Genomic DNA, 23846 nt, shown 5'->3' on the forward strand with positions numbered 1-23846 from the left:
CGGCCAGCAGCAGATTGGCCGCGACCACCGAGCCGGCCGCCCAGGGCAGCGTCGCCGGTTGGGCCAGCACCGCGGCCACCGCGCCCAGATGGACGGCGGCCGCGCCGCCGATCAGCGCCGACGGCCGCCAGCTGCGGACCGTGCCCGGCGCGGCGCTCGATTGCGGCCCGGGATAGGAATTGCGCATGCGCGTCATGGTCTTGCCTCCTGATCGTGACCGGCCACGGTCGGACGGGGCGAGGCACCCAGCATGGCCGCCGGCGCGAACACCGCAGAGAACAGCAGCGCCAGCACCGCGCCCGGACCGACCGTCTGGCCGAAGGCCTGCAACAGCGGCAGATGTGATAAGCCTAGCAGACCGAAGGCCGCCACCGTGGTCAGGTTGGCCAGCAGCAGCGAGACCAGGGTGCGCGGCGCGATCGCAGCGGGTTCGCCCGCTCCGGGCTGGTTCGTCCCTGCTTCGTTCCCTCCAGCTTCGTTCGCCAGGGTCTCGCTCGTTGGGGTCTGGTTCCCTCGGGTCTCGTTCGTTCGGACCTCATTCGCTTTGGGCCGGCTCGCGCCGAGCATGTTACCTGCGGGTTCGTCCGCCCCTGCCGTCCCGGCCGCGCCGTTGAAGAAGAGCGCGTAGTTCGAGCCCACCGCGACCAGCAGCAGCATGCCGACCAGATGCAGCAGCGACAGCGTCTTGCCGGCCAGCGCCAGCGCGGCGATCACGACCAGCGCGGCGGCGGCCAGCGGCAGCAGCGTGGCCAGCACGCGGCGCGGCGAACGCAGCGCCACCAGCAGCAGGATCGCGATGGCGGCGGCCCCGCCCAGCGACAGCCGCAGCGCCTCGCGCAGATAGCCCGCGTAGAGCCGGTCCGATTCGCCCTTCAGGTCGACGAACAGCGCATCGGCAACGCCCGCTCGGGCGATCGCGGCGCGGATCGCCGTGGGTACCGGCAGCGCGGCCGGGCTCTGGCTTGCCGCTGACGATGCGCCGGCCTTGGCATCGGCATGAGCCCCGGCACCAGCACCGGCACCGGCACCGGCACCAGCACCGGCACCGGCACCGGCACCAGCACCGGCACCGGCACCGGCACCGGCACCAGCACCAGCACCAGCACCAGCACCAGCACCAGCACCAGCACCGGCACCGGCACCGGCGTCGGCTTTGGTGTCGGCACGTGCGTCGGCATTCGGGACGGCATTGGGGCCAGCATTGGGGCCGGCACTGGCGGGGGCATTGGCCTGAGCCGCGGCGCGCAGCGGCAGCGTCGCGGTCCAGCGGCCGCCGTGCTCGGTCAGCAGCGCATCGACCGCCAGCGCCATCGACGTGCCGCGCAGATCGGCCCGCGTCAGCGGTGGCATCTCGCGTACGCGCGCGACCTCGTCGAGGAAGGGCGCGAACAGCGCCGGCTTGACCGGCAGCTCGGCCACCGCGGCCTGCAGCCGTCCGGCCAGTTCGTCCCGGGGCGGCAGCGCGGCTTGCCGCGCGCGCTGCGTGGCCTCGCTCGGCAGGAAGCGCGCCGGGCTGTCGAAGCCGCCGATCACGCCCTGGGCGACCAGCGGCGCCAATTGCGCGCCGACCCGCTCGGCGCCCTGCAGCGCCGCCTGTTCGCTGGCCGCGGACACGGTGACCAGGTAGCGCACGTCCGGGGCGCCGAGGTCGGCGCGCAATTGGGTATCGAGGGCCTGTGCGTCGGCCGGCACCGGGCTCAGCGAGGTCAGTTCCTGGCTCCACAACGGCGTGCGCTGTACGGCAACGAGCCAGACCAGCACGAGCACCGCGCCGAGCACCACGGCGAGCGCCGGCCAGCGCAGCCGCGGCGCATGCGCCGCGATGCGGGCCAGCCGGTTGCCGAGCGGGCGCAGGTCGCGCATGCGCCAGCGCGCCGGAATCAGTTGCGGCAGCACGAAGCGCGTGACCAGCGCGGCGGTGGCCAGGCCCGCGATCGAGAACAGGCCGAGCTGCGCCAGCCCCGGAAAGCCCGACAGCAGCAGCGAGGCGAAGCCGCAGATCGAGGTCAGCACACCCAGGCGCACCGTGGGCCAGAAGGCGCGCGTCCAGCGTTCGCGCGCGGCCGCGGCGGTGGCGCAAGCGCTGGCGGCGGTAGTCGTAGCACTGGCGCCAGCTGCAGCGGTAGCGAGAGCGGCAGCGGTAGTGATAGCGGTAGCGGTAGTGGTAGCACCGGCACCCGCACCCACAGCCGCGCCAGCGGAAGCGGTAGCGGCAGCGGTGCCGGCTTCAGCCGGCGCATCGTCATCCCGATCCTGCGCGGTCTGCGCGAACAGATAGATCGCATAGTCGACCGACTCGCCGATCAGCGTGGTGCCGAACCCGAGCGTCAGGCCGTGGACCATGCCGAAGCCCAGGCTGACCGCGGCGATGCCCGCCAGCACGCCGGACAGCACCGGCACCAGCCCGAGCGCGAGCGCGGTCGGCGAGCGGTAGACGAACCACAGCAGCGCGACGATCACCGCCACGCCGATGGTCGACAGCCGCTCGACCTCGGCGCGGATGGTGTCGCGGGTCTGCACGCCGATCGCGCCCGGGCCGGACATCACCAGACGGAATTCGCCTTCCTTGGCGCCGGCCTCGGACACCGCCGCGGCAAAGGCCGAGCGGATCGCCGCCATCGCCTGCGCCTGCGCGTCCAGGTCCGAGCCGGGCGCGGCGGTCTGCGCGAGCAGCACCGCGCGGCGGCCGTCGCGCGAGGCCCAGGCGCCGTCGCGCATTGCCGCGCCGTGGCTCGGATCGAGATCGGCCAGCAGCGTCGCCACCTCGCCGGTCGGATCGCGCGGCAGCAGCGGCTTGATCATCAGCCCGGCCGACGAGCCGAGCAGATCGATGGTGTCGCCGATGGCGGCGCGCAGGCCCGCCTCGGTGAAGCGCTCGGGCGTGACGGCGGGGCTCAGCAGATAGCGGTGCGCGTACAGATAGCGCTGGTCGCGCTCGCGGTTGACCGGCTCGCCGTTGTCGATCGCGGCAAAGCGCGGATCGCCGCGCAGCTTGCCGGCCAATGCCTTGGACAGCGCCGCGCGCCGGGCGCTGTCCTGCGCGGCGTCCTGGGTATTGTCATGCGTGCCGTCCGGTGTCCGGTCATGCCTGCCGCCGCCTTCGATGCCGATCAGCAGCAGCCGCGACACCAGCCCATCGCGCAGCTGATCGACCAGCAGCTGCTGTTCGGCGCTGGGCGCGCGCGGCAGGAAGGCCGACAAGTCGGCGGTGAACGTGGTGCGCGCCGCGATGGCCGCGCAGGCCAGCACGAACGCCAGCCAGATCGCGACCGCCAGCCGTGCCGGCAGCGTCCTTCGGTGCAGGCGTTGGCCGGCCGCGCTCATTGGCCGCCGGTCGGCACGATGGTCATCACCGAGCGATCGCCGTCGGCCTGGCGGATCTCGACGCGCTCGAGCCGCTCGCCGGCGCCGTCGATGCGGATGGCGGCAATCGCCGCGGCCATGCGGCTGTCGGACGGCGTCAGCGTCAGCGTCCAACGCTTGGCGGTGCCTTCCAGCGCGAGCCGGTAGTACTGCTCCAGCGCCTGCCGATTGCCGGCCAGCGTGCCGCGCAGGCTCTCGATAAAGCACGCGAGCTCGGGATGGTTGCCGAGCGGAATGGTGGTCCTGCGGCCCGCCCGCTCGACCGTCAGCATGTCGCCCTGCACGAGCAGCGTCTCCGGCTTGGGCGCCAGCGTGCGCTTCTCGAGGCGGTCCGGCGCGACGAAGCGCAGCTCGCCGCTCGATTCCAGCGGCCGTTCCAGCATCGCCATGTACTTCTTCTCGACGAAGCGCGCGCTGCCGGCCGGCTGCCGCGCCAGCGTCGCCATCAGCCGGTCCACGCTCCAGGCCGCGTCGGCCCTGGCCGGAGGCGACTTCGTGGAAACCGCGCTGGATGCCGCCGTAGTTGCCGTTGTAGGAGCCGTCGTAGGAGCCGTCGTAGGAGCCGCCGCCGCGGCGCGGGCGAGCGGCAACTGGCAGGCCAGCGCCAGGCAGCACGCCGCGCCAAAACGAAGGCCAAGAGCGGGGGCAAAAGCGAGGGAAGGAGCGTGGGCAGGCAAGCGAAGGCTTTCGAAGATCCAGGTCATCGACATCATGCGTCCGCAGGCGCCCGCGTGGGCGCCTGCCAGAAATCGTAGAAGTTGAACCAGTTGTACGGCGCCGCGCGGCAATGCCGCTCGAGCAGCGCGACGTAGCGGCGCAGCGCGGCGTCGATGGCGGCCTCGCGCTCGGCGGCCGGCGTCGCCGAGAAGTCGGCGATCGTGTCGAAGTGGATGTCGTAGCGGTTGCCGCCGCGATACAGGCCCGTCATGAACAGCACCGGCCGGCGCAGCATCGCCGCCATCCGCAGCGGCCCGGTGGCGAAGGGCGCCGGCGCGCCGAGGAATTCGCACTGCCGCGGCGGATCGGTGGCGAGCCGGGCCAGCGTGCGGTCGGCCAGCAGGCCGAGCAGGTAGCCGCGCTCCAGGTAGTCGCGTGCCTGCAGCATCGCGTCGAGCCGGCCCAGCGGGATCACGTCCTGCCGCACCGCGGGATTGATCGCCGCCAGCACGTCGTTGAGGCGGCTGGCATTGTCCTGGTACATCATTACCGCCAGCCGCAGCGCCGGATAGCGCAGGCCGACCGCGCGCACCGCCTCGAAGCTGCCCAGATGGGCGCCGAACAGGAAGGCACCGTCGCCGCGCGCGATCGCCTGCTGGATGACCGGCTCGCCATGGACGCGGATATCGAATAGGTCCAGCCGGCCGTTCAGCAGATAGACGCGGTCATGGATCGTCGACGCGAAGGCGAAGCCCTGCCGCATCACGTCGGCAAGACCCGCCGGACGACCGAGCGCGCGCGACAGGAACTGGCGCGAGGTGCGGCGCGCGCCCGGCGAGATCAGCAGATAGATCGCCACCACCGGCCACAGCAGCGTGCGGCTCGCGCGCCGGCCCAGGCGCAGCGACAGCCAGCGCATCACGCGCAGCAGCCGCAGATGGCTGCGCTCGGGCTGGCTGCTCCAGTCGTCGGCCGGCGCCGCGTGGCTCTTGTCCGGTGCCGTCATACCGCCGCGTCGGTCGGGCCGGCGTGGCCCGGCAGCGTCAGCACGCCGCTGGCGACGGTGCGGCCGGGGCCTTCGAGCTCGAAGCGGACCGTGTGGTCGGCACTGTGGTCGGCGCTGTCGTTCGCTTTGTCGTCGGCTTGGTTGCCGGCTTGATGGTCGGCCCGGTCCTGACCCGGGTCCTGGCTCACGCTGGCATAGCGCACCGTGACCGGCTCGTTCGGCACCACCGTCGCCAGGAATTTGACCGAGGCGAGGCGTGCAGGGTGTGGCGGGCGGCCGAGCGCCGCGGCGATGCGCAGCACCGCATGGTCGAGCAACACGACGCCCGGCACGATCGGGCGGCCGGGAAAGTGTCCCGGCAGCGCCGGATGGCCGGCCTCGATGGTGAAGACCCCCGCGCTGTTCATGCCGGTCCCAGCACGGTGGTGGGCGCACGATCGTCGTGGCGAGCGGCCTGGCCGCTCTGCAGCCGCGCCACCAGCGGCTCGAGCAGGTCGCGCGGCAGCTTGCCGGTGGCGTTGCGCGGCAGGCTGTCGACGAAGAACACGCGCCGCGGCAGGAACACCGGATCGATGCGCGCGCGCAGCGCATGCACGATGTCGGCGGCGCTCACGCCCGGCGCGACCACCAGCGCGGTCAGGCGCGCCTCCTTGCCCAGCCCGCCCGCGGGCTCGCCGCGCGGCATGTGGAAGACGCCGTCGATCACGCCCGGGATCGCGTTCAGATGATGGTTCAGATAGGCCAGCGAGGTGCGCTTGCCGGCGATCTTGATCAGGTCCGCCTTGCGGCCATGCAGCAGGAAGCGATGGGCGTCGAGCAATTCGATCGCGTCGTTCAGCGCCACCGGCTGGGGCAGATGGGCGCCGCTGGCGAGCCAGACGGGGCCGTCGTCGCTGTCTTGGCCCTCGTTGCCTTCGTCGCCCGTCGGAACGGTCGCGGTTTCGGCATCGTGCGTCCGCTTGAGCCGCAGCGCCACGCCGGGCAGCAGTTGCCAGGCGGCATCGTGCGCGGTGCGGCGCGTGGCGATGTGGCCGGTCTCGGTGCTGCCGTAGATCTCCAGCAGCGGCGCACCGGTCCGCGCCTCGATGTCGCGCGCCAGCCGCGGCGCCAGCGGCGCGGTCGCGGACAGCAGCCGCGCCAGCGCCGGCAGCTCGACCGGCGACAGCTGCAGCGTGCGCAGATGCACCGGCGAGGCCACCAGCACGCGCGGCGCCGGCACCGCGGCCAGCGCGGCGGCGACGTCGTAGGGGTAGAAGGGATGGGCCGCGCTGAGCGCCACGCCGCCGTGCAGGGCCAGCATCACGGTGCATTCCAGCCCGTACATGTGCTGCGCCGGCACGGTGCCGACCAGCGTCGCGCCGGCCAGCGCATCGATGCCCAGCCGGGCCGCGGCGGCACGCGCATTGCGCACCATCGCGCCCCAGCTCTTGCGATGCGGCATCGGCAGGCCGGTCGAGCCGGAGGTGAACAGGTAGGCGAGCGTGCGGTCCGCCGGGATCCGGGGGATCGTGATCGGCAAATCGGCCGCGTCGCCGGCCCGATCCGCGTGTGCGTCATCGCGCGTGCCTTCGTGCGTGTCTTCGTACGTGCCCCGCAGCGTCACCCGCATGCCGGGCAGCCCGGCGCCGCTGGCGTCGCCCGCGCTGCAATGGCAGCCGGTGCCGTCGTGCAGGCAGAAGGTATCCGGGGCGAAGGTCGCCAGCTCCCGGACCATTTCCGGGGTGTGCGCCGGCGGCAGCAGGCTGATCTTGTCGGCCAGCAGGCTGGCGCACAGGCCGACGGTGAAGAGGTAGCGATCCGCGCACATATTGAAGACGTGGCGGCCGGCCGGCAGCCGGGAGGCCAGGTCGCGGACGTCGGCGAGGAAGCGCGCCACGGTGACCGGGGCGCCATCCCGGTAGGCGACGATCTGGTCGCCGCGGGTATGCGCGATCAGCGGCAGAGTCCCGGCGGACGGGTTCGCCTCGGCGCCGCCGGCAGGGCGGGCGCTGGAATTCTGTGGGCGCGATCGGCGCGGAATGCGGGACACTGGCATGGCGGCGCGGTCGGGACTTCGGCCTGGCTTCCGGGGAGGGCGGAGACTGCACTCCCGGGCCGGCGGCGAAGCGGTCCGGTCATCGATCTTTGGGGACTATGGCTGGAAGACCCGAAGTGTGGGGGTTCCGTTTCTCGCCGTGGCGGCGAGGTTGTTACCAAATTTCACCCGTATGGAGCGAACCCGATGGGCTTGGTAGCATTGCGCCCGAAGGCGGTGCCGCAGTATACCCCACGGCTTTGCGCACCCCCGGGCGCCGCCCGGCGGGCCGCCGCGACGATATAACTTACATTTAGCGACAATGACCGATCTCGAAATCGAACTGGCCCGGATGATTCTCGGCGAACTGGACATTACCGAGCTGACGCTGGACCAGGTCACGGCCGATACGCCGCTGTACGGCGAAGGCTTCGGCCTCGATTCGATCGACGTGCTCGAAATTGCACTCCTGATCTCCAAGAAGTACGGATTCGAGCTGCGCTCGGACAATCCGGACAACAAGACCATCTTTGCCACGCTGGGCAGCCTGGCGGCCTACACCGCCGCCAACCGTACCCGCTGATGCCCTCCACGCACCGGACGCCCCGGGCGGCGCCCGCACCCGCCCACAAGCTGGCTCTGGTCACCGGCGGCAGCGGCGCGCTCGGACAGGCCATCTGCCAGACCCTTGCCGCGGGCGGCTGCCGCGTCTGGGTCCATGCCAACCGGCGCCTGGACGAGGCGCAACAGGTGGCCGAGCGCATCCGCGCCGCCGGCGGCGACGCCGAGGCGATCGCCTTCGACGTGACCGATGCCGATGCCACCGAGCAGACCCTGCAACGCATCCTCACCGAGGGCCCCGTGCAGGTGCTGGTCAACAACGCCGGCATCCACGACGACGCGCCGATGGTGGGCATGACGCGCGAGCAATGGCGCCGTGTCATCGACGTCTCGCTGCACGGCTTCTTCAACGTGACCCAGCCCCTGCTGATGCCGATGATGCGGACCCGCTGGGGGCGCATCGTCAATATCGCATCGGTGGCAGGCCTGATCGGCAATCGCGGTCAGGTGAACTATGCTGCAGCCAAGGCGGGCGTGATTGCGGCCACGCGCTCGCTGGCGATCGAGATGGCTTCGCGCGGCGTCACGGTCAATGCGGTGGCGCCGGGCATCGTCGATTCGCCGATGGCGCAGCCGGCCTTCCCGCCCGAGCGGATCCGCGAGCTGGTGCCGATGGGCCGGGCCGGCCAGCCGGACGAGGTGGCGGCGATGGTGGCCTATCTGGTCTCCGAGGCCGCCGGCTATGTCACCGGGCAGGTGCTGTCGATCAACGGCGGCATGGCGACCGGCTAGGCGAAAGGGACGCGGAGGGACGCGCAGGGACGCGGAGGGACGCTGAGGACGAAAAGCGACGAAGCGGAACGAAGCAAAGGAACCAACCGTACGGCACAAACGTCGAGGAGAAGGGAGCAGTGCGCAGGCAAGGGCCGGCGGACGCCAAGCGCGCCGCGCCGGCCAGGGACAACACATTGATGGAGCACGGCCGCATGACCGAACGTTCGACCACGCATCTGGTGATCATCCCGAGCTACAACCCCGGCCCCAAGGTGCGCGAGGTCGTGCGCGAGGCGCGAGCCCAATGGAACCCGGTCTGGGTCGTCGTCGACGGCAGTACCGACGGCAGCACCGAATGGCTGCAGCAGCAGGCCGAGGCCGATCCCGGCCTGCGCGTGCTGGTGTTGCCGAAGAACCGCGGCAAGGGCGCCGCCGTGCTGCACGGGCTGGAACAGGCCGCCGCCGAGGGCTACACGCACGCGCTGACGATGGATTCCGATGGCCAGCATCCCGCCGCGATGATCGGCAAGATGCTGGAGCTGTCGCGCCGCAACCCGGACGCGATGGTGCTGGGCAAGCCGGTGTTCGACGAGAGCGCCCCGCGCGCACGGGTCTATGGACGGCGCCTGAGCAATGTCTTCGCCGACCTCGAGACGCTGTGGGCCGGCATCGGCGATTCGCTGTATGGCTTTCGCGTCTATCCGATCGCGCCGCTGTGCGCGGTGATGCGGGGCAATCGCTGGATGCGGCGCATGGACTTCGATCCCGAGGTCGCGATCCGGCTGTGCTGGCGCGGCGTGCGGCCGATCAACATCGATACCCCCGTGCGTTACTTCCGCGAGGACGAGGGCGGCGTGTCGCACTTCCACTATGTGCGCGACAACATCCTGCTGACCTCGATGCATATCCGGCTGGTGGTCGGCTTCCTGCTGCGGCTGCCGATGCTGGCGCTGCGCCGCCTGGGCGAGCGCGGCAGCGCGGGGACGAAGCCCGCGGCCTGAGCGGGCCGATTTCTCGCCGGGTGTTTCCTCTCCCGAGCGGGCGAGGGCATGGGCAGAGTAGAGGCAGCAACGGCGTCTCCCATGCCGACCCACGCCGACCGACCCACGCGACCGACCCATGCCCCTCGATACGGCCCACATCGACGGCGCAAACAAAGAAAAGGCGGTCTCTCGACCGCCTTTTCACCTGCCCGTCGCCCCCTGTCCCCAAACAAGGCGGCGGGCAGGCCTACCGGTACCGCTGCGGTTTGTGCCGCAACGCGCTACAACCTGCCCATGACGACCAGCGCGATCACGATCAGCAGGATCAGGCCAAGCCCGCCGCTGGGCCAGTAGCCCCAGCCGCTGCTGTAGGGCCACGAAGGCAGCGCGCCAATCAGCAGGATGATCAGCACGATCAGGAGAATGGTGCCTAGAGTCATGGGAGGCTCCTTTGCCGAGGGCTAGCCTGGCGGGTTTGTTCGTTGGTCTTGAATACCGTGCCACCCCTTGGTGCCGTTCGGCCGCCTTGGGGTCCGCTCCCGGTTGCTTCAACGATAGACCCGCGCCACCGGCCTCCCACCCGGTCCGGCGCTGAAAGCCATGTAGGAATCGGACGACGCGCGATGTTTTCGGAAACACGGTGGCGCGTGCCGATTCCGGGCCGAGGCTTATCGGCGTAGGCGGCGGATCAGCGACGAGGTATCGTCGCGACCGCCTCCGTCGCGCTGCAGCTCGGCATAGAACTGGTCGACCAGCGCGGTGACCGGCAGCGTGGCGCCGTTGCGGCGGGCCTCGTCCAGGCACAGGCCGAGGTCCTTGCGCATCCAGTCGACCGCGAAACCGAAGTCGAACTTGCCTTCGACCATGGTCGGTCCGCGGTTCTCCAGCTGCCACGAGCCGGCGGCGCCCTTGCTGATCACCGACAGCACCAGCGGCATGTCGAGCCCCGCGCGCTGGCCGAAGGCGATCGCCTCGGACAGCCCTTCGAGCAGGCCGGCGATCGCGATCTGGTTGACCATCTTGGCAAGCCGCCCGGCGCCCGGGCCGCCGATGCGCGTGACCGCGCGGGCGAAGGCCGAGATCACCGGCTCGGCGCGCGCGAACACCGCCTCGTCGCCGCCGCACATCACCGTCAGCACGCCGTTCTGCGCGCCGGACTCGCCGCCGGACACCGGCGCATCGATGAAGTGCAGGCCGCGCGCGTTGGCCCGCTCGTACAGTTCCCGCGCGACGTTGGCGCTGGCGGTGGTGTGGTCGACGAAGATGCAGCCGGCCGGCGCGGCGTCGAAGGCGCCGTCGGCGCCGGTCAGCACCGCGCGCAGGTCGTCGTCGTTGCCGACGCAGCTGCAGACCAGCTCGGCATCGCGCGCGGCCAGCGCGGGCGTGGCCGCCGACTTGCCGCCGAAGCGCTCGACCCAGGCCTGGGCCTTGCTGGCGGTGCGGTTGTAGACCGTGACCTGATGCCCCTTGGCGGCCAGGTGGCCCGCCATATGGAAGCCCATGACGCCGAGGCCGAGGAATGCGACACGCATGACTGCTACTCCGTGTTGTTATCGAATGTGGAAGGGAAAGATCGGTGAGACGCGCTGTGCCGCGCGTTGGGGTGGAGCGCCGGATCCGGGGATGCGCGGCGCGCCAGGGTCATGAGTATACGGGGCGCGTTCGTCCGCCCCGGGGGGCACCTACCGGCCGTCCATGCTCGACGCCCCGGCATCGCCTCCATCGAAATCGGCCGGCGCGACCTCGCCCGGCGCGCGCGGCGCCGGCACCTTGGCGGGCGGCGGGCGCGTGCGCGCGCCGTCGCCGAAGCTGCCGCGCAACGGCGGCCGCGCCAGGTTGACCTCCCATGCCTGCCGGATCGCCCGCGCGATCTGGTTGTAGGCCTCGCGCGAGATCACGTTCTCCTCGCGCATCGCCTGCAGTTCGTGCTGGCCCTTGCGCAGCGCGAACAGCATCAGCATCCGTTTTTCCAGCGCGACGGTGTAGCTGCCGAATTCCTCGCGCATCTCCTGCAACGCCTGCTCGGCGGCGTGGAAGCGGTCCTCGAGCACGCCGTCGAGCACGGTCGCCATGCGCGCGCCGAACACCGGCGACAGCATCGCGCGGTTGTATTGCCGCAGCCGCTGCAGCACGGTCTGGCGCACGATCATCAGCTCGAAGCGGTCGGCCAGGACGCGCGCCAGCGGCCGGTCGATCGACAGGCGCCGGTGCAGGAACAGCGCGATGCGAAAGCTCTTCTGGTAGTCGAGGATGTGGCGGGCGGCGCGGTTGTAGCCGATGCGGCCCTGTTCGCGCGCGGCGTCGATCATCTGCGCGGTGTTGCGCATCATCGCGTCGAGATTGGCGACCGACACCACGCCGTTGCCGTACTCGGGAATCAGCTCGCTCTCGCGCGTGGCGAGCGTGACCAGGCCGATCGACAGCCGCGCCCGTTCGGACAGCGCGCTGTCGAAATCGAAATCGGCCGAGCCCAGTTCGATATCGCGCCGGTAATGCGCGGCGACCTCGCGCGCGGCCGACGGCGGCAGGCCGAAGCTGTCGGCCAGGCGATCCAGCGCGCTCTCGACCTCCTCGGTCGACAGCCGGATCGCCTGGCGCTGCAGCGCCAGCTCCTGCGGCGATAGCGCGTCCAGTTCGAGCCGGCGGATCAGCCAGCGCAGCGTGGTGCCGTTGACCAGCAGGCTGACCAGCACGAAGCCGGTCGCCAGGATCGCGACGAAATGGCGCGTCTCGAGCGGCAGTGCACGGTTCTCGGCGATGCCCAGCGCCAGCACCAGCGTGACCGCGCCGCGCAGCCCGCCCCAGGCGATCGCCAGCTTGTACGCATTATCGATCGGCGCCGACAGGCGCAGCCAGGTCAGCACCGGCAGCAGGCCGAACAGCGTCGCCAGGCGCGCCAGCAGCGCCGCCGCGACCAGCGCCAGCAGCAGCCAGCCGTGATGTGGCGTGACGCCCTGCAGCAGCGCCGGCACCCGCACCGCGGCCAGCAGGAAGACCACCGCGCCCGCGATGCCGGCGAACTGCTCCCAGATCATGCGCAGGTGCCGCCAGTTGGGCGGGTTCAGCCGGGTCGGGCCGAGCGCGCCGAGGGTCAGCCCGGCGCAGACCACGGCGACCACGCCGGACACATGCAGCAGCTGTTCGGCCAGCAGATAGAGCGGGTAGGGCAGCGCCAGCGTCAGCGCGGCCTCGGCCACCGCGAGGCCGGCGAGCGCCGGCAGCAGTTCCGCGAGCAGGCGGCCGGCGATCAGCCCGCATACCATGCCGCCGCCGAAGGCCCAGGTCAGCTCGGTCAGGCCGGCAGCAAGCGTGGCCTCGGCACCGTGGCCGGTCAGCATCGCGATCAGCACGCCGACCAGCGCGATCGCGGCGGCGTCATTCAGCAGGCTCTCGCCCTCGACCAGCCGGATCAGCCGGGCCGGCGCGCCGACATCGCGAAAGATCGCGATCACCGCGGCCGGATCGGTGGTCGCGACCACCGCGCCGAGCAGCAGGCACACCACCAGGTTCATGCCGCTGGCCGCCGCGGTGACCACGCCGATCACGCCGGTGGCGACCACCACCGCCACCACCGCGAGCAGCAGGATCGGCGCCGCGTCCGGCAGCATGCTGCGTACGTCGGCGGTCAGCGCCGCATGGAACAGCAGCGGCGGCAGGAAGATCCACAGATAGGCTTCGGGCGGCAGCGAAGGATCAATCAGCGGATGCAGGAAGTGTTCGGCGAACTCGGGCAGCGTGGCGTCGATGGCCACGTAGCCCGCGCCGATCGCGATGCCGATCGCCGACAGCAGCGTCGATTCGGGCAGCCGCAGCCTGGCCGCGGCGACCTGCACCACCGCGACAATCGCCAGCAGCGCGCCGAGCAGGATCAGTACGTCGACGATGATGTTCACGGGCGGGCGCTCCCGGCGCGCGCGGCAAGGCAGCGGCGCGGAAGGAGGAAGGGGAACGGCGAAAACACGGAGCGGTCCTGGCTTGCGGCGAAAGAGAGGCTCGACCTTAGCGCGAAGGCGTGGCGCAATTCAAGGTTTTGCCGCGGCGGCGGGGCGTATCGGCGCCGAGCCTGTAGAATCGCGGTGTTCGACCGGCACCGCCGGACCTTCTGTTGTCCTCCTAGCCTGTCGGCCGCCTCGGGTCGGCAGCGTGCACGAAAACGCCATGTCCGAGTTCGATGAAGCCCGACTAGCCGCGGCCGCCTGGGTGCGCGCGCAGATGGATCGCTACGGCCTGTCGCTGGACGATCTGGTCGCGGCCGGATGTTTCTCCGGCGCCAGCCGGATCAAACGGGGCCGCGCCGCCGCGGCCGACGCGGCGGCATCGAGCCCCGCGTCCGCCGATTCCCAAATGTCGGCGACCCCGGCCGCATTTGCCGCGGCTCCTGCCGCCTCCACAGCCACCACGGCTGCCTCGGCTTCCACAGCCGCGACGGCCTCCACGGCTTCCGCAGCCGCCGCGGGCTCCGCGGCTTCCACGGCCAAGGCTTCCAGCGCGAACGAACCCGCGCCGCCGCAGCCTGCCGGCGTCCTCTATCGCAATGCCCTGGGTCAGTGCTGGGATGGCACCGGCGAGATGCCCGACTGGCTGCAGCGCGCCGTCAACGCGGGCCAGACGCCCGAGTTCTATCGCGTCAGCTGAATCGATACCACGGCGGACGGGGACGTCGCGCCGACCGGGCCCCAAGGTCGAGGGATCCCGGAGGTCGGAGAGATTCGAGAGGGTCCGAGAGGGTCCGAGAGGCCCGAGGGGTCCCGACAGGTCCCGAGAGGTCCGAGTAGTCCCGAGAGGTCCGGGGTCCGGGAGGTTCGAGAGGTCAGAGAGCGCCGAGCGCTTCGACAGGTCCGCCAGGGGCTGCGAGGCCGGGGGATTACGGCGTTCGCGCGCCGCTCAGCAGTGTGCCGGGCTCGACGGAAACAGCGTGTCGGGCGTGGCGCCCGCCAGCGTGCCCAGCGGCGAGCGCGGCGGCATATGGCGATACTGGCTCAGTTCGAGCCCCGGCAGCACCGCGGCGATGGGGCACATGGCCGCGCCGCCGGGATGCCTCGCGTGGCGGTCTTCGCCGTCGGCGGCATGGCCGCCGGCGCCATCGTCTTCCGTGTCCCGCTCCTTGTCCGCGCCCATGCAACCCGCCTGGTCGCGACCCAGCAGTTCCGCTTCGGCCTGCAGCTTCAGCGCGGCGTGCCGGCTCATCAAGGGCGTGGCCGCGGTGGCCTGCGCCGCGCCGCAAGCCAGCTTGGCCGTGCCGGCGACTCTAGGCAGGGGCAGGGCCAGCATGGCGAGGGACAGCAGAAGGCGTTGCGGCAGACGGTTCACGAGCGGATCGGCGAGTGGCGGACAGGTTGGAAGAAAGCGGGAAGGACCGTGTCGAAGGTGCGTGGCAGGCACCGCGGCGGCGGCCACGCTGACGGTCAGGCCGCATTGTACCCGCAGGTCCACGGACACGACCCTGACGGCAACATGACAAAGCTGCAAGGCAGCGGGTTGGAACGGTCCGCCGGCGCATAATGACTGCGCCTTGCGGTACGGCCGCAGGCCCGCGGCGCCGGCGCGACGGCCCCGGCGCCGCCATCCATTCATCGACACGATCGACCCAGGAGACGGACATGCAGATACAGCCTTATCTCTATTTCGGCGGACGCTGCGAGGAGGCGCTGGCGTTCTACGGCAAGGCGCTCGGCGCCAAGGTCAACATGATGATGCGGTTCAAGGAGATGCCGGCCGAGGAGGGTCAGGGCGGCGCCGGCGGCGACGGCCAGCCGCCGCTGCCGGCCGGCTGGGAGGACAAGATCATGCATGCCAGCGTGACGGTCGGGCAGAGCGAGATCATGGCCTCCGACGGCATGCCGGGCGCGCCGCCCGAACCCTTCGCCGGCTTCAGCCTGTCGATCGTCGCGCCCTCGCTGGACCAGGCGCGGCAGTGGTTCGACGCGCTGTCCGAGGGCGGCCGCGTGATGATGCCGATGCAGAAGACCTTCTGGTCGGAGGGCTTCGGCATGCTGCAGGACCGGTTCGGGCTGAGCTGGATGGTCAACGTCGCGCATTGAGCCGACGGCATTGCGGCGAAGGACCGCCGGCGGGGGATGTGGCACAAGGACGCGTCTCCGGACGCGTGCCCCCGAGGCGCGGCATCAAGGTGTGGCATCAGCGCATAAGGGCGTGGCGTCAAGGTGTGGCATCCGGGCATGAGGTCGCGGTACCGAGGCGCGGCATCAGGCACGGACTTGAGGAATTGACCGCGCCGGAGTTAGGGTGGCTTGACCCTGTAGCGGCTACAGGCTATTCAATGCCACCCATGCCACAGCCCACGGAACCTTCGATGGCCAGACTCTCGCCGGAAGACCCATCCTCCACGCCTTCGTCCTCCTGCTGCGATGCAAAGGCAGGCGCTTGCGGCCAGCCCGCCCATGACGATGGCCACGATCACGACCATGGCCACGCCCACGCCCACGATCACGATCACGATCACGATCACGGGCACGGCCATGCCGGCGCCAGCGACCATCGCCACGCGGACTCCTGCTGCGCCGCGCCGCCCACGCCGCCCACTACGACCTCCTCCTGCTGCGTCGCGCCGCCCGCGCCTCCCACTACGACCTCCTCCTGCTGCGGCAGCGCCTGCGGCGCCGTCGCAATGCCGCCCCCGCCGAGCGAAGCCGCGGCGCCGGCCGGCGCCCGCACCGCGCGCTTTCGCATCGAGGCGATGGACTGCCCGACCGAGGAGGCGCTGCTGCGCGGCAAGCTCGGCGGCATGCCGGGCGTGGCGGGCCTGCAATTCAATCTGATGCAGCGGATCCTCACCGTGCATCACACCCTCGATTCGGAGCAGCCGCTGGTCGCGGCGATCGCCAGCGTCGGCATGCAGGCCGAGACCTTGGCGGTCGAAGGCGGCGCCTCGCCATCCACGGCACAGGCCGCGCCGGCGCCGGCCACGCCGTGGTGGCCGCTGGCGCTGGGCGGCGTCGCCGCACTGGGCGCCGAGCTGGCCGAGTGGTTCTCGTTGGCCACGCCCTGGCTGCCCGCCGCCTTTGCGCTGGTCGCGATCGCCGTGGCCGGGCTGGGCACCTACCGCAAGGGCTGGATCGCGCTGCGCAACCGCAATCTGAACATCAATGCGCTGATGAGCATCGCGGTGACCGGCGCGCTGCTGATCGGCCATTGGCCCGAGGCGGCGATGGTGATGGTGCTGTTCGCGCTGGCCGAGCGGATCGAGGCGGCCTCGCTGGACCGCGCCCGCAACGCCATCCGCGGCCTGATGGCAATGGCGCCTGAACAGGCCACCGTGCTCCAGGCCGACGGCGTCTGGCTGGCCGTGCCCGCAGGCAGCGTGTCGCCGGGTGCGGTCGCGCGGCTGCGCCCGGGCGAGCGGGTCGCCCTCGACGGCCGGGTGGTGCGCGGGCAGTCGGCGCTGGACCAGGCCCCGATCACCGGCGAAAGCGTGCCGGTCGACAAGCAGGCCGGCGATCTGCTGTTCGCCGGCTCGATCAACCAGACCGGCGAGCTCGAATACGAAGTCACCGCGCCGGCCTCGGATTCGACGCTGGCGCGCATCATCCATGCGGTAGAGGCCGCGCAGGCGAGCCGCGCGCCGACGCAGCGTTTCGTCGACCGCTTCGCGCGCATCTACACGCCGACGATCTTTATCATCGCGCTGCTGGTCGCCGTGCTGCCGCCGCTGCTGGCCGGCGGCGCCTGGCTCGACTGGATCTACAAGGCGCTGGTGCTGCTGGTGATCGCCTGCCCCTGCGCGCTGGTGATTTCCACGCCGGTCACGATCGTCAGCGCGCTGGCCGCGGCCGCGCGCCACGGCATCCTGATCAAGGGTGGCGTCTATCTGGAGCAGGGCAAATCGCTGCGCTGGCTGGCGCTGGACAAGACCGGCACCCTCACGCACGGCCGCCCGCAGCAGATCGACTACGCGCTGCTGCCCGGCGCACCGACGGGCGCCCGCGCGATCGCGGCCAGCCTCGCCGCGCGTTCGGACCATCCGGTCTCGGGTGCGGTCGCCGCGGCGGCGCGGCGCGATGGCGTCGAGACGCAGGCGGTGCAGGACTTCGAGGCGCTGCCGGGGCTCGGTGTCACCGGCACGGTCGATGGCCAGCGGTACTGGCTCGGCAACCACCGGCTGATCCACGAGATGGGGCTGTGCTCGGACGAACTGGAGGCGCGGCTGGAGGCGATCGAACGCCAGGGCCGCACCGTGGTGCTGCTGGCCGGCGGCGAGGCGAATGCGGGCGGGGCCAACGACGGCGCGGTCAACGCTGGCGCGACCAATGCAGGCGCGACCAATGCAGGCGCGGCCAACGCGGGCGCGGCCAACGAACGCGTGGGCAATGCCGGCGTGCAGGCGCTGTTTTCCGTCGCCGACACCGTCAAGCAGACGAGCCGCGACGCCATCGCCGAACTGCACGCGCTCGGCGTCGGCACCATGATGCTGTCCGGCGACAACCCGCATACGGCGCAGGCCATCGCGGCCGAGGTCGGCATCGACGAGGCGCGCGGCAATCAGCTGCCGCAGGACAAGGCCGAAGCCGTCGCGGCGCTGACCGCGCAGACGGCAGCACAGCGGGGAGCCCGGCATGGCCGCGTCGGCATGGTCGGCGACGGCATCAACGATGCGCCCGCGCTGGCGCGCGCCGACATCGGCTTCGCGATGGGCGTGGCCGGCACCGACACCGCGATCGAGACCGCCGACGTCGCGCTGATGGACGACGACCTGCGCAAGATCCCGGCCTTTATCCGGCTGTCGCGCCGTACCGGCACGGTGCTGACGCAGAACATCGCGTTGGCGCTCGGTATCAAAGCGGTATTCCTGGCGCTGACCGTGGCAGGGCTGGGCACGATGTGGATGGCCGTGTTCGCCGATATGGGAGCGAGCCTGCTGGTGGTATTCAACGGGCTGCGGCTGGCGGGACGCCTGCGCTGAGCGTCGGCACCCGGCCGGCGCTTCCGGCCGCGGGAAAACCGCCGCCTCGGCGTGGGGCCCAGGAAAACCGCCGCCTCGCGTGGGCCCCGGGGAAAGCCGCGCTTCCGGCGCGGCCCCACAGGAAAGCAGGCTGCCGGCGCGGGCGGCGAGGCCCCCGCGCTTCAGCGCTGCACGATCAGCTCGCCGCTGCGCCCGGGCACCGTGCCCCAGGCCAGCGGCAAATGCGGCAGCCGCGTGCGATCGAGCTGTTCATACAGCGCCGCCAGCGGCGCCAGCCGATGCCCCTGCCGGCGCCATCCCTGCAGCAGGCGCTCGAACACCGGCGCCAGCTTGCCGCCCTCCAGCTCCGCATGCAGCGTGAAGACATGGTCGCGGCCGTCTTCGGTGCGGGAGAGCAGCGCCTCGTGGACGTTGTTCTCGTCGATGCCATCCGCCCCAATCAGTTCGTCCAGCGTCGGCAGCGTGGTCGGCAGTTGCACGTGGCGGCAGGGCGTGCCGTCGAGCAAGGGTACATAGGGCTCGGCGCCACGGCCATCGGAGGCATAGCGCAGGCCCCAATCGTCGAGCTGCCGGAACGCTTCCGCATTCATCTGCCAGCCGGCCGCGCCATGCGTCGATGGCGGCGTGCCGAACACCGCCTCGAAGCGCTGCCAAGCACGCCGCATCTGCGCGCGCGTCCAGGCAGCATCGCGCGTGCGCACATGGTCCTGCCAGTAGACGTGGTCCCAGGTGTGGATGCCGCATTCATGGCCGGCATCGCGCGCCGCGCGCATCGCGTCGGCGGCGCGCAGGCCGATATCCGGGCCCGGCAGCAGCACGCCATACATCAGCGTGCGCAGGCCGTAGTGCGAGACCACCGAGGTGCGCGACACCTTTTGCAGAAAGCCCGGCCGGAACACGCGCCGCAGCGCCCAGCCGGTATGGTCCGGACCGAGGCTGAACAGGAAGGTGGCGCGGGCGTCGCGGGCTCGCAGCAGGGCGATCAGCTTCGGCACGCCTTCGCGCGTGCCGCGCAGCGTGTCGACGTCGACCTTCAGGGCGATCATGGCCATGGGTTGTCGTCGAGCTTGTGATGGAGCTTGTTGTAGCGCTCGCTGTAGCGCTTGTTGAAGAGCTTGCAGTCGGGCACACGCGGCCTAGTTGCCGGAATCCACCAGCGTGCGGGCCTCGATCACCTTCTCGCGATAGGCCTCGAAGATCCGCCGCAGCGATTCGGCCATCGTCACCGTCGGCTGCCAGCCGAGCTCCTGCATCGTGTTGTCGATCTTCGGCACGCGGTGCTGCACGTCCTGGTAGCCCTTGCCGTAGAACTCGCCGGACGAGGTCTCCAGGATGCGGCTATGGCGCGCGCTTTCCGCGTACTCGGGGTAGTCGGCGGCCATCCGCAGCATCATCTCGGCGAGTTCGCGCACTGAGTGGACGTTGCCCGGGTTGCCGATATTGAAGATCTTGCCGCTGGCGATGCCGCCGGGATTCTCGATGATCCGCATCAGCGCGCTGATGCCGTCCGAGATATCGGCGAAGGCGCGTTGCTGCGCGCCCCCGTCGACCAGCCGGATCGGTTCGCCGCGCACGATATGGCCGAGGAACTGCGTGACCACGCGCGAGCTGCCTTCCTTCGATTCGAAGATCGAGTCCAGCCCCGGCCCGATCCAGTTGAACGGCCGGAACAGCGTGTAGTTCAGGCCCTGCTCGATGCCGTAGGCGTGGATCACGCGGTCCATCAGCTGCTTGGAGCAGGCGTAGATCCAGCGCGGCTTGTTGATCGGCCCGTAGACCAGCGGCGACGATTCGGGGTCGAAGGCCTCGTCGCCACACATGCCATAGACCTCCGAGGTCGACGGAAACACCAGGTGCTTGCGGTACTTGACCGCCGCGCGGACGATCGGCAGGTTGGCCTCGAAGTCCAGTTCGAAGACCCGCAGCGGCTGCCGCACGTAGGTCGCCGGCGTGGCGATCGCGACCAGCGGCAGCACGACATCGCACTTGCGGATGTTGTACTCGATCCATTCCTTGTTGATGGTGATGTCGCCCTCGAAGAAATGCATGCGCGGATGGTTGACCAGCTCGCCGAGGCGGGCCGTCGACATGTCCATGCCATAGACTTCCCACGACGTGGTTTCGAGGATGCGTCGCGTCAGGTGGTGGCCGATGAAACCGTTGACGCCGAGGATCAGGACTTTCTTCATGGACTTCCAGACTTCAGGCTTGAGGAGAAGACTGCAGCAGCGCGGCGAGGGCGGCGGGCGACAGCGGCGCGTTGCCTTCGGAGAGCGCGAGGATCAGCACCAGGCCGCCGTCGCCGCACAGGCCGACGATGCGGCCGTCGAGCACGTGCAGGCCGGGCGTGAGGCCGGCCAGCACCTGCGTCGGCGGCATCTCGGCCGGCAACGGACGGCGCGCGCGTTCGACCACCAGGCGGCGGCCCTTCAGTTCGGTGAAGGCGCCGGGATAGGGCGGCGCGACCGCGCGGATCAGGTTGTAGACCGCGGCGGCCGGCTGCCGCCAGTCGATGCGGCCGTCCTCGGGACGGCGGCCGGAGAAATAGCTGCCTTCGGCGAGTACGTTAGGACGGCGCGGCGTGTTGCCGGCCAGCATCGCCGGCAAGACCCGCCACAACGTCTGCTCGGCCGCCACGGTGACCTTGTCGAACACCTGCTGCGCGGTATCGTCGGGCAGGATCGGCACCGCGGTCTGCGCGACGATATCGCCGGCGTCCGGTTTGGCCTCCATCGCGTGCAGGGTTGCGCCGGTCTCGGTCTCGCCATGCAGCACGGCCCAGTTGACCGGCACGCGGCCGCGGTACTTCGGCAGCAGCGAGCCGTGCATATTGAAGGCGCCGCGCGGCGCCAGTGCGAGCACGGCCGGCGGAATCATTGCGCGGTAGTAGAACGAGAACAGCATGTCGGGCCGCGCGGCCTTGACCGCGGCGGCCAGCGCCGGGTCGTTCGGATCGTCGCCATGGACGACCGGCAAGCCCAGTTCCGCGGCGGTGTCGGCCACGCGGCGGAACCAGATCGTTTCATCGGGGCGATCGCGATGCGTGACCACCAGCGCCACCTCGACGCCGCGCGCGTGCAGCACGCGCAGGCAGCGGTCGCCGACGTTGTGGTAGGCGAAGACTACGGCGCGCATGGGGGCTTCCGGTCGTGACGGGGATCGCGGGGGTCGTGGGGATCGCTGGGACCGGACCGGCCGCCGTCGCCGGATTCATCGAACTCGCTGAATTCCCTGAACTCCTCCAGCCCTGACCGTCGTCCGCCGTCGCCGCGTCGCGCATCGCCCTGCGACGCGTCCAGGATCGCCTTGATCCGATAGCGCGGCCGGTCGCGTACCTGCTGATAGATCCGGCCCACGTATTCGCCCAGCAGGCCGATGCCGAACAGCATGATGCCGACCAGGAAGAAGTTGAACGCGAACAGCGTGAACAGGCCCTGTACCTCGGAGCCCAGCAGGAAACGCCGTACCAGCAGCACCACGAACAGGCCGCCCGACAGCAGCGACAGGATCGTGCCGATCATCGAGAACCATTGCAGCGGCACGATCGAGAAGCCGGTGACCAGGTCGAAGTTCAGGCGCACCAGCTGATACAGCGAGTACTTCGATTCGCCCGCATGCCGCTCTTCGTGCCCGACCACGATCTCGACCGGATTCGACGAGAAGGTGTAGGCCAGCGCCGGGATGAAGGTATTGACCTCGCGGCAGGCGTTGATGGTATCGACGACGCTGCGGTCGTAGGCGCGCAGCATGCAGCCCTGATCGGTCATCCGGATATGCGTGATCCGTTCGCGCAGCCGGTTCATCGCGAACGAGGCGACGCGGCGGAACGCGCTGTCATGGCGCTGGCGGCGAATCGTGCCGACATAGTCGTGGCCGGCGCGGATCGCCTCGACCAGCCGCGGGATTTCCTCGGGCGGGTTCTGCAGGTCCGCGTCGAGTGTGATCACCATGCGGCCGCGCGCATGCTCGAAGCCGGCCAGGATCGCCATGTGCTGGCCGAAATTGCCGTTGAACATCACCACGCGCGTGACCTCGGGCCGCTGGCGGAACTGCCGCGCCAGGATCTGCGCCGAGCGGTCGGTGCTGCCGTCGTTGACGAAGACGATCTCGTAGCTGGTGGCCAGGCCATCGAGCGCGGGATAGAGCCGGTCGAACAGCGCCTGCAGGCCGGCCTCCTCGTTGTAGACGGGGATCACCACCGAGACCTCGATCGGCCTGGCGCGCGACGGCGACGACTGGCCCGGCAGCGGCGCGGTCTCGTCGTCGCGCGCGGTCGCGTCGTCACGAATGCGCGTGGGCTGGCCCGGCAGCGGATGCGGCATCGCGCAGGACAGCAGTTCGGAAGTTACGGAAGCAGACGTTTGCATGTTTCGTTCAGCGTGGCGCAGACGCGCTCGACATCGGCCTCTTGCATGGCCGGGAAGAGCGGCAGCGTGAGAATGCCCCGCCCGATGCGCTCGGCGTGCGGCAGCATGCCTTCGCGCCAGCCCAGTGAGCGGTAGTACGTAAACAGATGCAGCGCGGGGTAGTGCACGCCGGTGCCGATGCCGGCCTCGCGCAGGGCCTGCATCACCGCGGCCCGTCCGCCTTGCAGGCGCTCGGCGGGCAGTACCACTTGAAACATATGCCAGTTCGGCAGCGCTGTCGCGGGGTCGCCGGCGACCGGCAGCTCGATGCCCAGTTCGGCGAGGCCATGCCGCGCGGCGGCGTCCATGTAGGCGCCGGCCAGCGCCGCGCGGCGCGCGGTGATCGCGTCGAGCCGCGTCAGCTGTGCCAGCCCGATCGCGGCGTTGACATCGGTCAGGTTGAACTTGCCGCCCGGCACCTCGACGTCCATGCCGTCCAGGCCGCTGCGGATCACGCCCTGCAGGCGCAGGCGCTCGGCGCGCTGCGCCTCGTCCTCATCGTTCATCACCAGGCAGCCGCCTTCGACCGTGGTGATGTTCTTGTTGGCCTGGAAGCTGAAGCTGACCAGGTCGCCGAAGCTGCCGATGCGGCGGCCGCGCCAGCGGGAGTCGATCGCCTGCGCGGCGTCCTCGATCACGCGCAGGCCGTGTTTCCTGGCGATGGCGTAGAGGCGATCCATGTCGACCGGCAAGCCGGCCAGATAGACCGGCAGGATCGCGCGGGTGCGCGGCGTGATCGCGGCCTGGACCGCGTCGAGGTCGAGATTGCGCGTGCGCGGATCGATGTCGACGAACACCGGTCGCGCGCCGACCGCGACGATCACGTTGGCGGTGGCCACCCACGTGATCGCGGTCGTGATCACCTCGTCGCCGGGACCGATGCCGGCGATCCGCAGGGCGATCTCCATCGTCGCCGAGCCGTTGGCGAAGGTGCGCACCGGCCGTCCGTCGAACAGCGCCGACAGCGCGGCCTCGAAGGCCTGCATCTTCGGGCCGGAGGTGATCCAGCCCGAGGCCAGCACCTCGCCGACCGCGGCGATCGCGTCGGCGTCGATGTCGGGCCTGACGAAGGGCAGGAAGGGCGCAGCGGATGGGGCGGCGGCTTGGGTGGATTGGGCGGAAGCGGGCATCGGGCGAAGTCGTCAGGACGTCAGCGGCAACG

The 23846-nt window shown here is 70.7% G+C and carries 20 protein-coding genes and 2 pseudogenes; 6 read left to right on the forward strand and 16 right to left on the reverse strand.

The window, feature by feature from the left end; all coding sequences use genetic code 11:
* The 6 genes and pseudogenes from F1599_RS15435 to F1599_RS15460 form a co-directional block, all read right to left on the reverse strand.
* Positions 1-196: pseudogene (locus F1599_RS15435) on the reverse strand (hypothetical protein); the annotation flags it as partial.
* Entirely contained in the window at positions 193-3324 is a 3132-nt protein-coding gene (locus F1599_RS15445) for an MMPL family transporter (RefSeq protein ID WP_223819667.1), read from the reverse strand. The gene F1599_RS15445 and the pseudogene F1599_RS15435, both read right to left, overlap by 4 nt.
* The gene (locus tag F1599_RS15450; RefSeq protein ID WP_395896012.1) at positions 3321-3953 is read right to left on the reverse strand and encodes a LolA-related protein; all 633 of its coding nucleotides are present in this window, start codon (positions 3951-3953) and stop codon (positions 3321-3323) included. The genes F1599_RS15445 and F1599_RS15450 overlap by 4 nt, the downstream gene beginning before the upstream one ends.
* Before the next feature lie 119 nt (positions 3954-4072).
* Positions 4073-5026, reverse strand: coding sequence for an LpxL/LpxP family acyltransferase (locus F1599_RS15455; RefSeq protein WP_149316216.1), 954 nt, complete (start codon positions 5024-5026; stop codon positions 4073-4075).
* Complete coding sequence (locus F1599_RS26665) at positions 5023-5433, reverse strand: hypothetical protein (protein WP_407648572.1); 411 nt, start codon at positions 5431-5433, stop codon at positions 5023-5025. Before F1599_RS26665 ends, F1599_RS15455 begins: the two co-directional genes overlap by 4 nt.
* Positions 5430-7061, reverse strand: coding sequence for an AMP-binding protein (locus F1599_RS15460; protein ID WP_455423659.1), 1632 nt, complete (start codon positions 7059-7061; stop codon positions 5430-5432). Before F1599_RS15460 ends, F1599_RS26665 begins: the two co-directional genes overlap by 4 nt.
* A 301-nt stretch (positions 7062-7362) precedes the next feature.
* Between F1599_RS15460 and F1599_RS15465 the strand changes: the two genes are divergently transcribed.
* The 3 genes from F1599_RS15465 to F1599_RS15475 all read left to right on the forward strand — a co-directional run bounded on the left by F1599_RS15465 (position 7363) and on the right by F1599_RS15475 (position 9376).
* On the forward strand, positions 7363-7623 hold the full coding sequence (locus F1599_RS15465) for a phosphopantetheine-binding protein (protein WP_006577304.1): 261 nt from the start codon (positions 7363-7365) through the stop codon (positions 7621-7623).
* Positions 7623-8393 (forward strand): 3-oxoacyl-ACP reductase FabG, encoded by a 771-nt coding sequence (gene fabG, locus F1599_RS15470; RefSeq protein WP_150083661.1) that lies wholly within the window; start codon positions 7623-7625, stop codon positions 8391-8393. The genes F1599_RS15465 and fabG overlap by 1 nt, the downstream gene beginning before the upstream one ends.
* 194 nt (positions 8394-8587) lie before the next feature.
* Complete coding sequence (locus tag F1599_RS15475) at positions 8588-9376, forward strand: glycosyltransferase family 2 protein (RefSeq protein ID WP_149316214.1); 789 nt, start codon at positions 8588-8590, stop codon at positions 9374-9376.
* 263 nt (positions 9377-9639) lie between these two features.
* Here F1599_RS15475 and F1599_RS15480 read toward each other — a convergent pair whose 3' ends face one another.
* From F1599_RS15480 to F1599_RS15490, 3 genes are all read right to left on the reverse strand, one after another.
* Entirely contained in the window at positions 9640-9798 is a 159-nt protein-coding gene (locus tag F1599_RS15480) for a DUF3309 domain-containing protein (RefSeq protein WP_006577307.1), read from the reverse strand.
* Between the two features lie 228 nt (positions 9799-10026).
* On the reverse strand, positions 10027-10890 hold the full coding sequence (locus tag F1599_RS15485) for an NAD(P)-dependent oxidoreductase (RefSeq protein ID WP_150083662.1): 864 nt from the start codon (positions 10888-10890) through the stop codon (positions 10027-10029).
* A 150-nt stretch (positions 10891-11040) separates the two neighbouring features.
* Positions 11041-13251 (reverse strand): cation:proton antiporter, encoded by a 2211-nt coding sequence (locus F1599_RS15490; RefSeq protein WP_150083664.1) that lies wholly within the window; start codon positions 13249-13251, stop codon positions 11041-11043.
* Positions 13252-13876: 625 nt separating this feature from the next.
* Between F1599_RS15490 and F1599_RS26670 the strand changes: the two are divergent.
* Positions 13877-13993, forward strand: a pseudogene (locus tag F1599_RS26670) (H-NS family nucleoid-associated regulatory protein); the annotation flags it as partial.
* A gap of 249 nt (positions 13994-14242) precedes the next feature.
* On the opposite strand, the gene F1599_RS25895 reads toward F1599_RS26670, so the two are convergent.
* Positions 14243-14668 (reverse strand): hypothetical protein, encoded by a 426-nt coding sequence (locus F1599_RS25895; protein WP_190286366.1) that lies wholly within the window; start codon positions 14666-14668, stop codon positions 14243-14245.
* A 290-nt stretch (positions 14669-14958) separates the two neighbouring features.
* Between F1599_RS25895 and F1599_RS15505 the strand changes: the two genes are divergently transcribed.
* Complete coding sequence (locus tag F1599_RS15505; protein ID WP_149316210.1) at positions 14959-15399, forward strand: VOC family protein; 441 nt, start codon at positions 14959-14961, stop codon at positions 15397-15399.
* 236 nt (positions 15400-15635) lie between these two features.
* On the opposite strand, the gene F1599_RS26610 is transcribed toward F1599_RS15505, so the two are convergent.
* A complete protein-coding gene (locus F1599_RS26610) occupies positions 15636-15863 on the reverse strand; it encodes a hypothetical protein (RefSeq protein ID WP_395896020.1) in 228 nt (75 codons plus the stop codon).
* A gap of 123 nt (positions 15864-15986) precedes the next feature.
* Here F1599_RS26610 and F1599_RS15510 point away from each other — a divergent pair, with 123 nt between their 5' ends.
* Complete coding sequence (locus F1599_RS15510) at positions 15987-18278, forward strand: heavy metal translocating P-type ATPase (protein WP_395896023.1); 2292 nt, start codon at positions 15987-15989, stop codon at positions 18276-18278.
* A 161-nt stretch (positions 18279-18439) separates the two neighbouring features.
* Here the strand turns inward: F1599_RS15510 and F1599_RS15515 are convergent, their stop codons facing one another.
* The 5 genes from F1599_RS15515 to F1599_RS15535 all read right to left on the reverse strand — a co-directional run bounded on the left by F1599_RS15515 (position 18440) and on the right by F1599_RS15535 (position 23814).
* A complete protein-coding gene (locus tag F1599_RS15515) occupies positions 18440-19330 on the reverse strand; it encodes a polysaccharide deacetylase family protein (RefSeq protein ID WP_150083671.1) in 891 nt (296 codons plus the stop codon).
* 84 nt (positions 19331-19414) lie between these two features.
* On the reverse strand, positions 19415-20467 hold the full coding sequence (locus F1599_RS15520) for a bifunctional UDP-4-keto-pentose/UDP-xylose synthase (protein ID WP_149316207.1): 1053 nt from the start codon (positions 20465-20467) through the stop codon (positions 19415-19417).
* 13 nt (positions 20468-20480) lie between these two features.
* Complete coding sequence (locus F1599_RS15525; protein ID WP_150083672.1) at positions 20481-21413, reverse strand: formyltransferase; 933 nt, start codon at positions 21411-21413, stop codon at positions 20481-20483.
* Complete coding sequence (locus F1599_RS15530; protein ID WP_223819670.1) at positions 21401-22645, reverse strand: glycosyltransferase; 1245 nt, start codon at positions 22643-22645, stop codon at positions 21401-21403. The genes F1599_RS15525 and F1599_RS15530 overlap by 13 nt, the downstream gene beginning before the upstream one ends.
* Positions 22624-23814 (reverse strand): DegT/DnrJ/EryC1/StrS family aminotransferase, encoded by a 1191-nt coding sequence (locus F1599_RS15535; protein ID WP_150083674.1) that lies wholly within the window; start codon positions 23812-23814, stop codon positions 22624-22626. Before F1599_RS15535 ends, F1599_RS15530 begins: the two co-directional genes overlap by 22 nt.
* Positions 23815-23846 lie beyond the last annotated feature (32 nt).

The sequence above is a fragment of the Cupriavidus cauae genome (assembly GCF_008632125.1).
Classification (GTDB): Bacteria; Pseudomonadota; Gammaproteobacteria; order Burkholderiales; family Burkholderiaceae; genus Cupriavidus; species Cupriavidus cauae.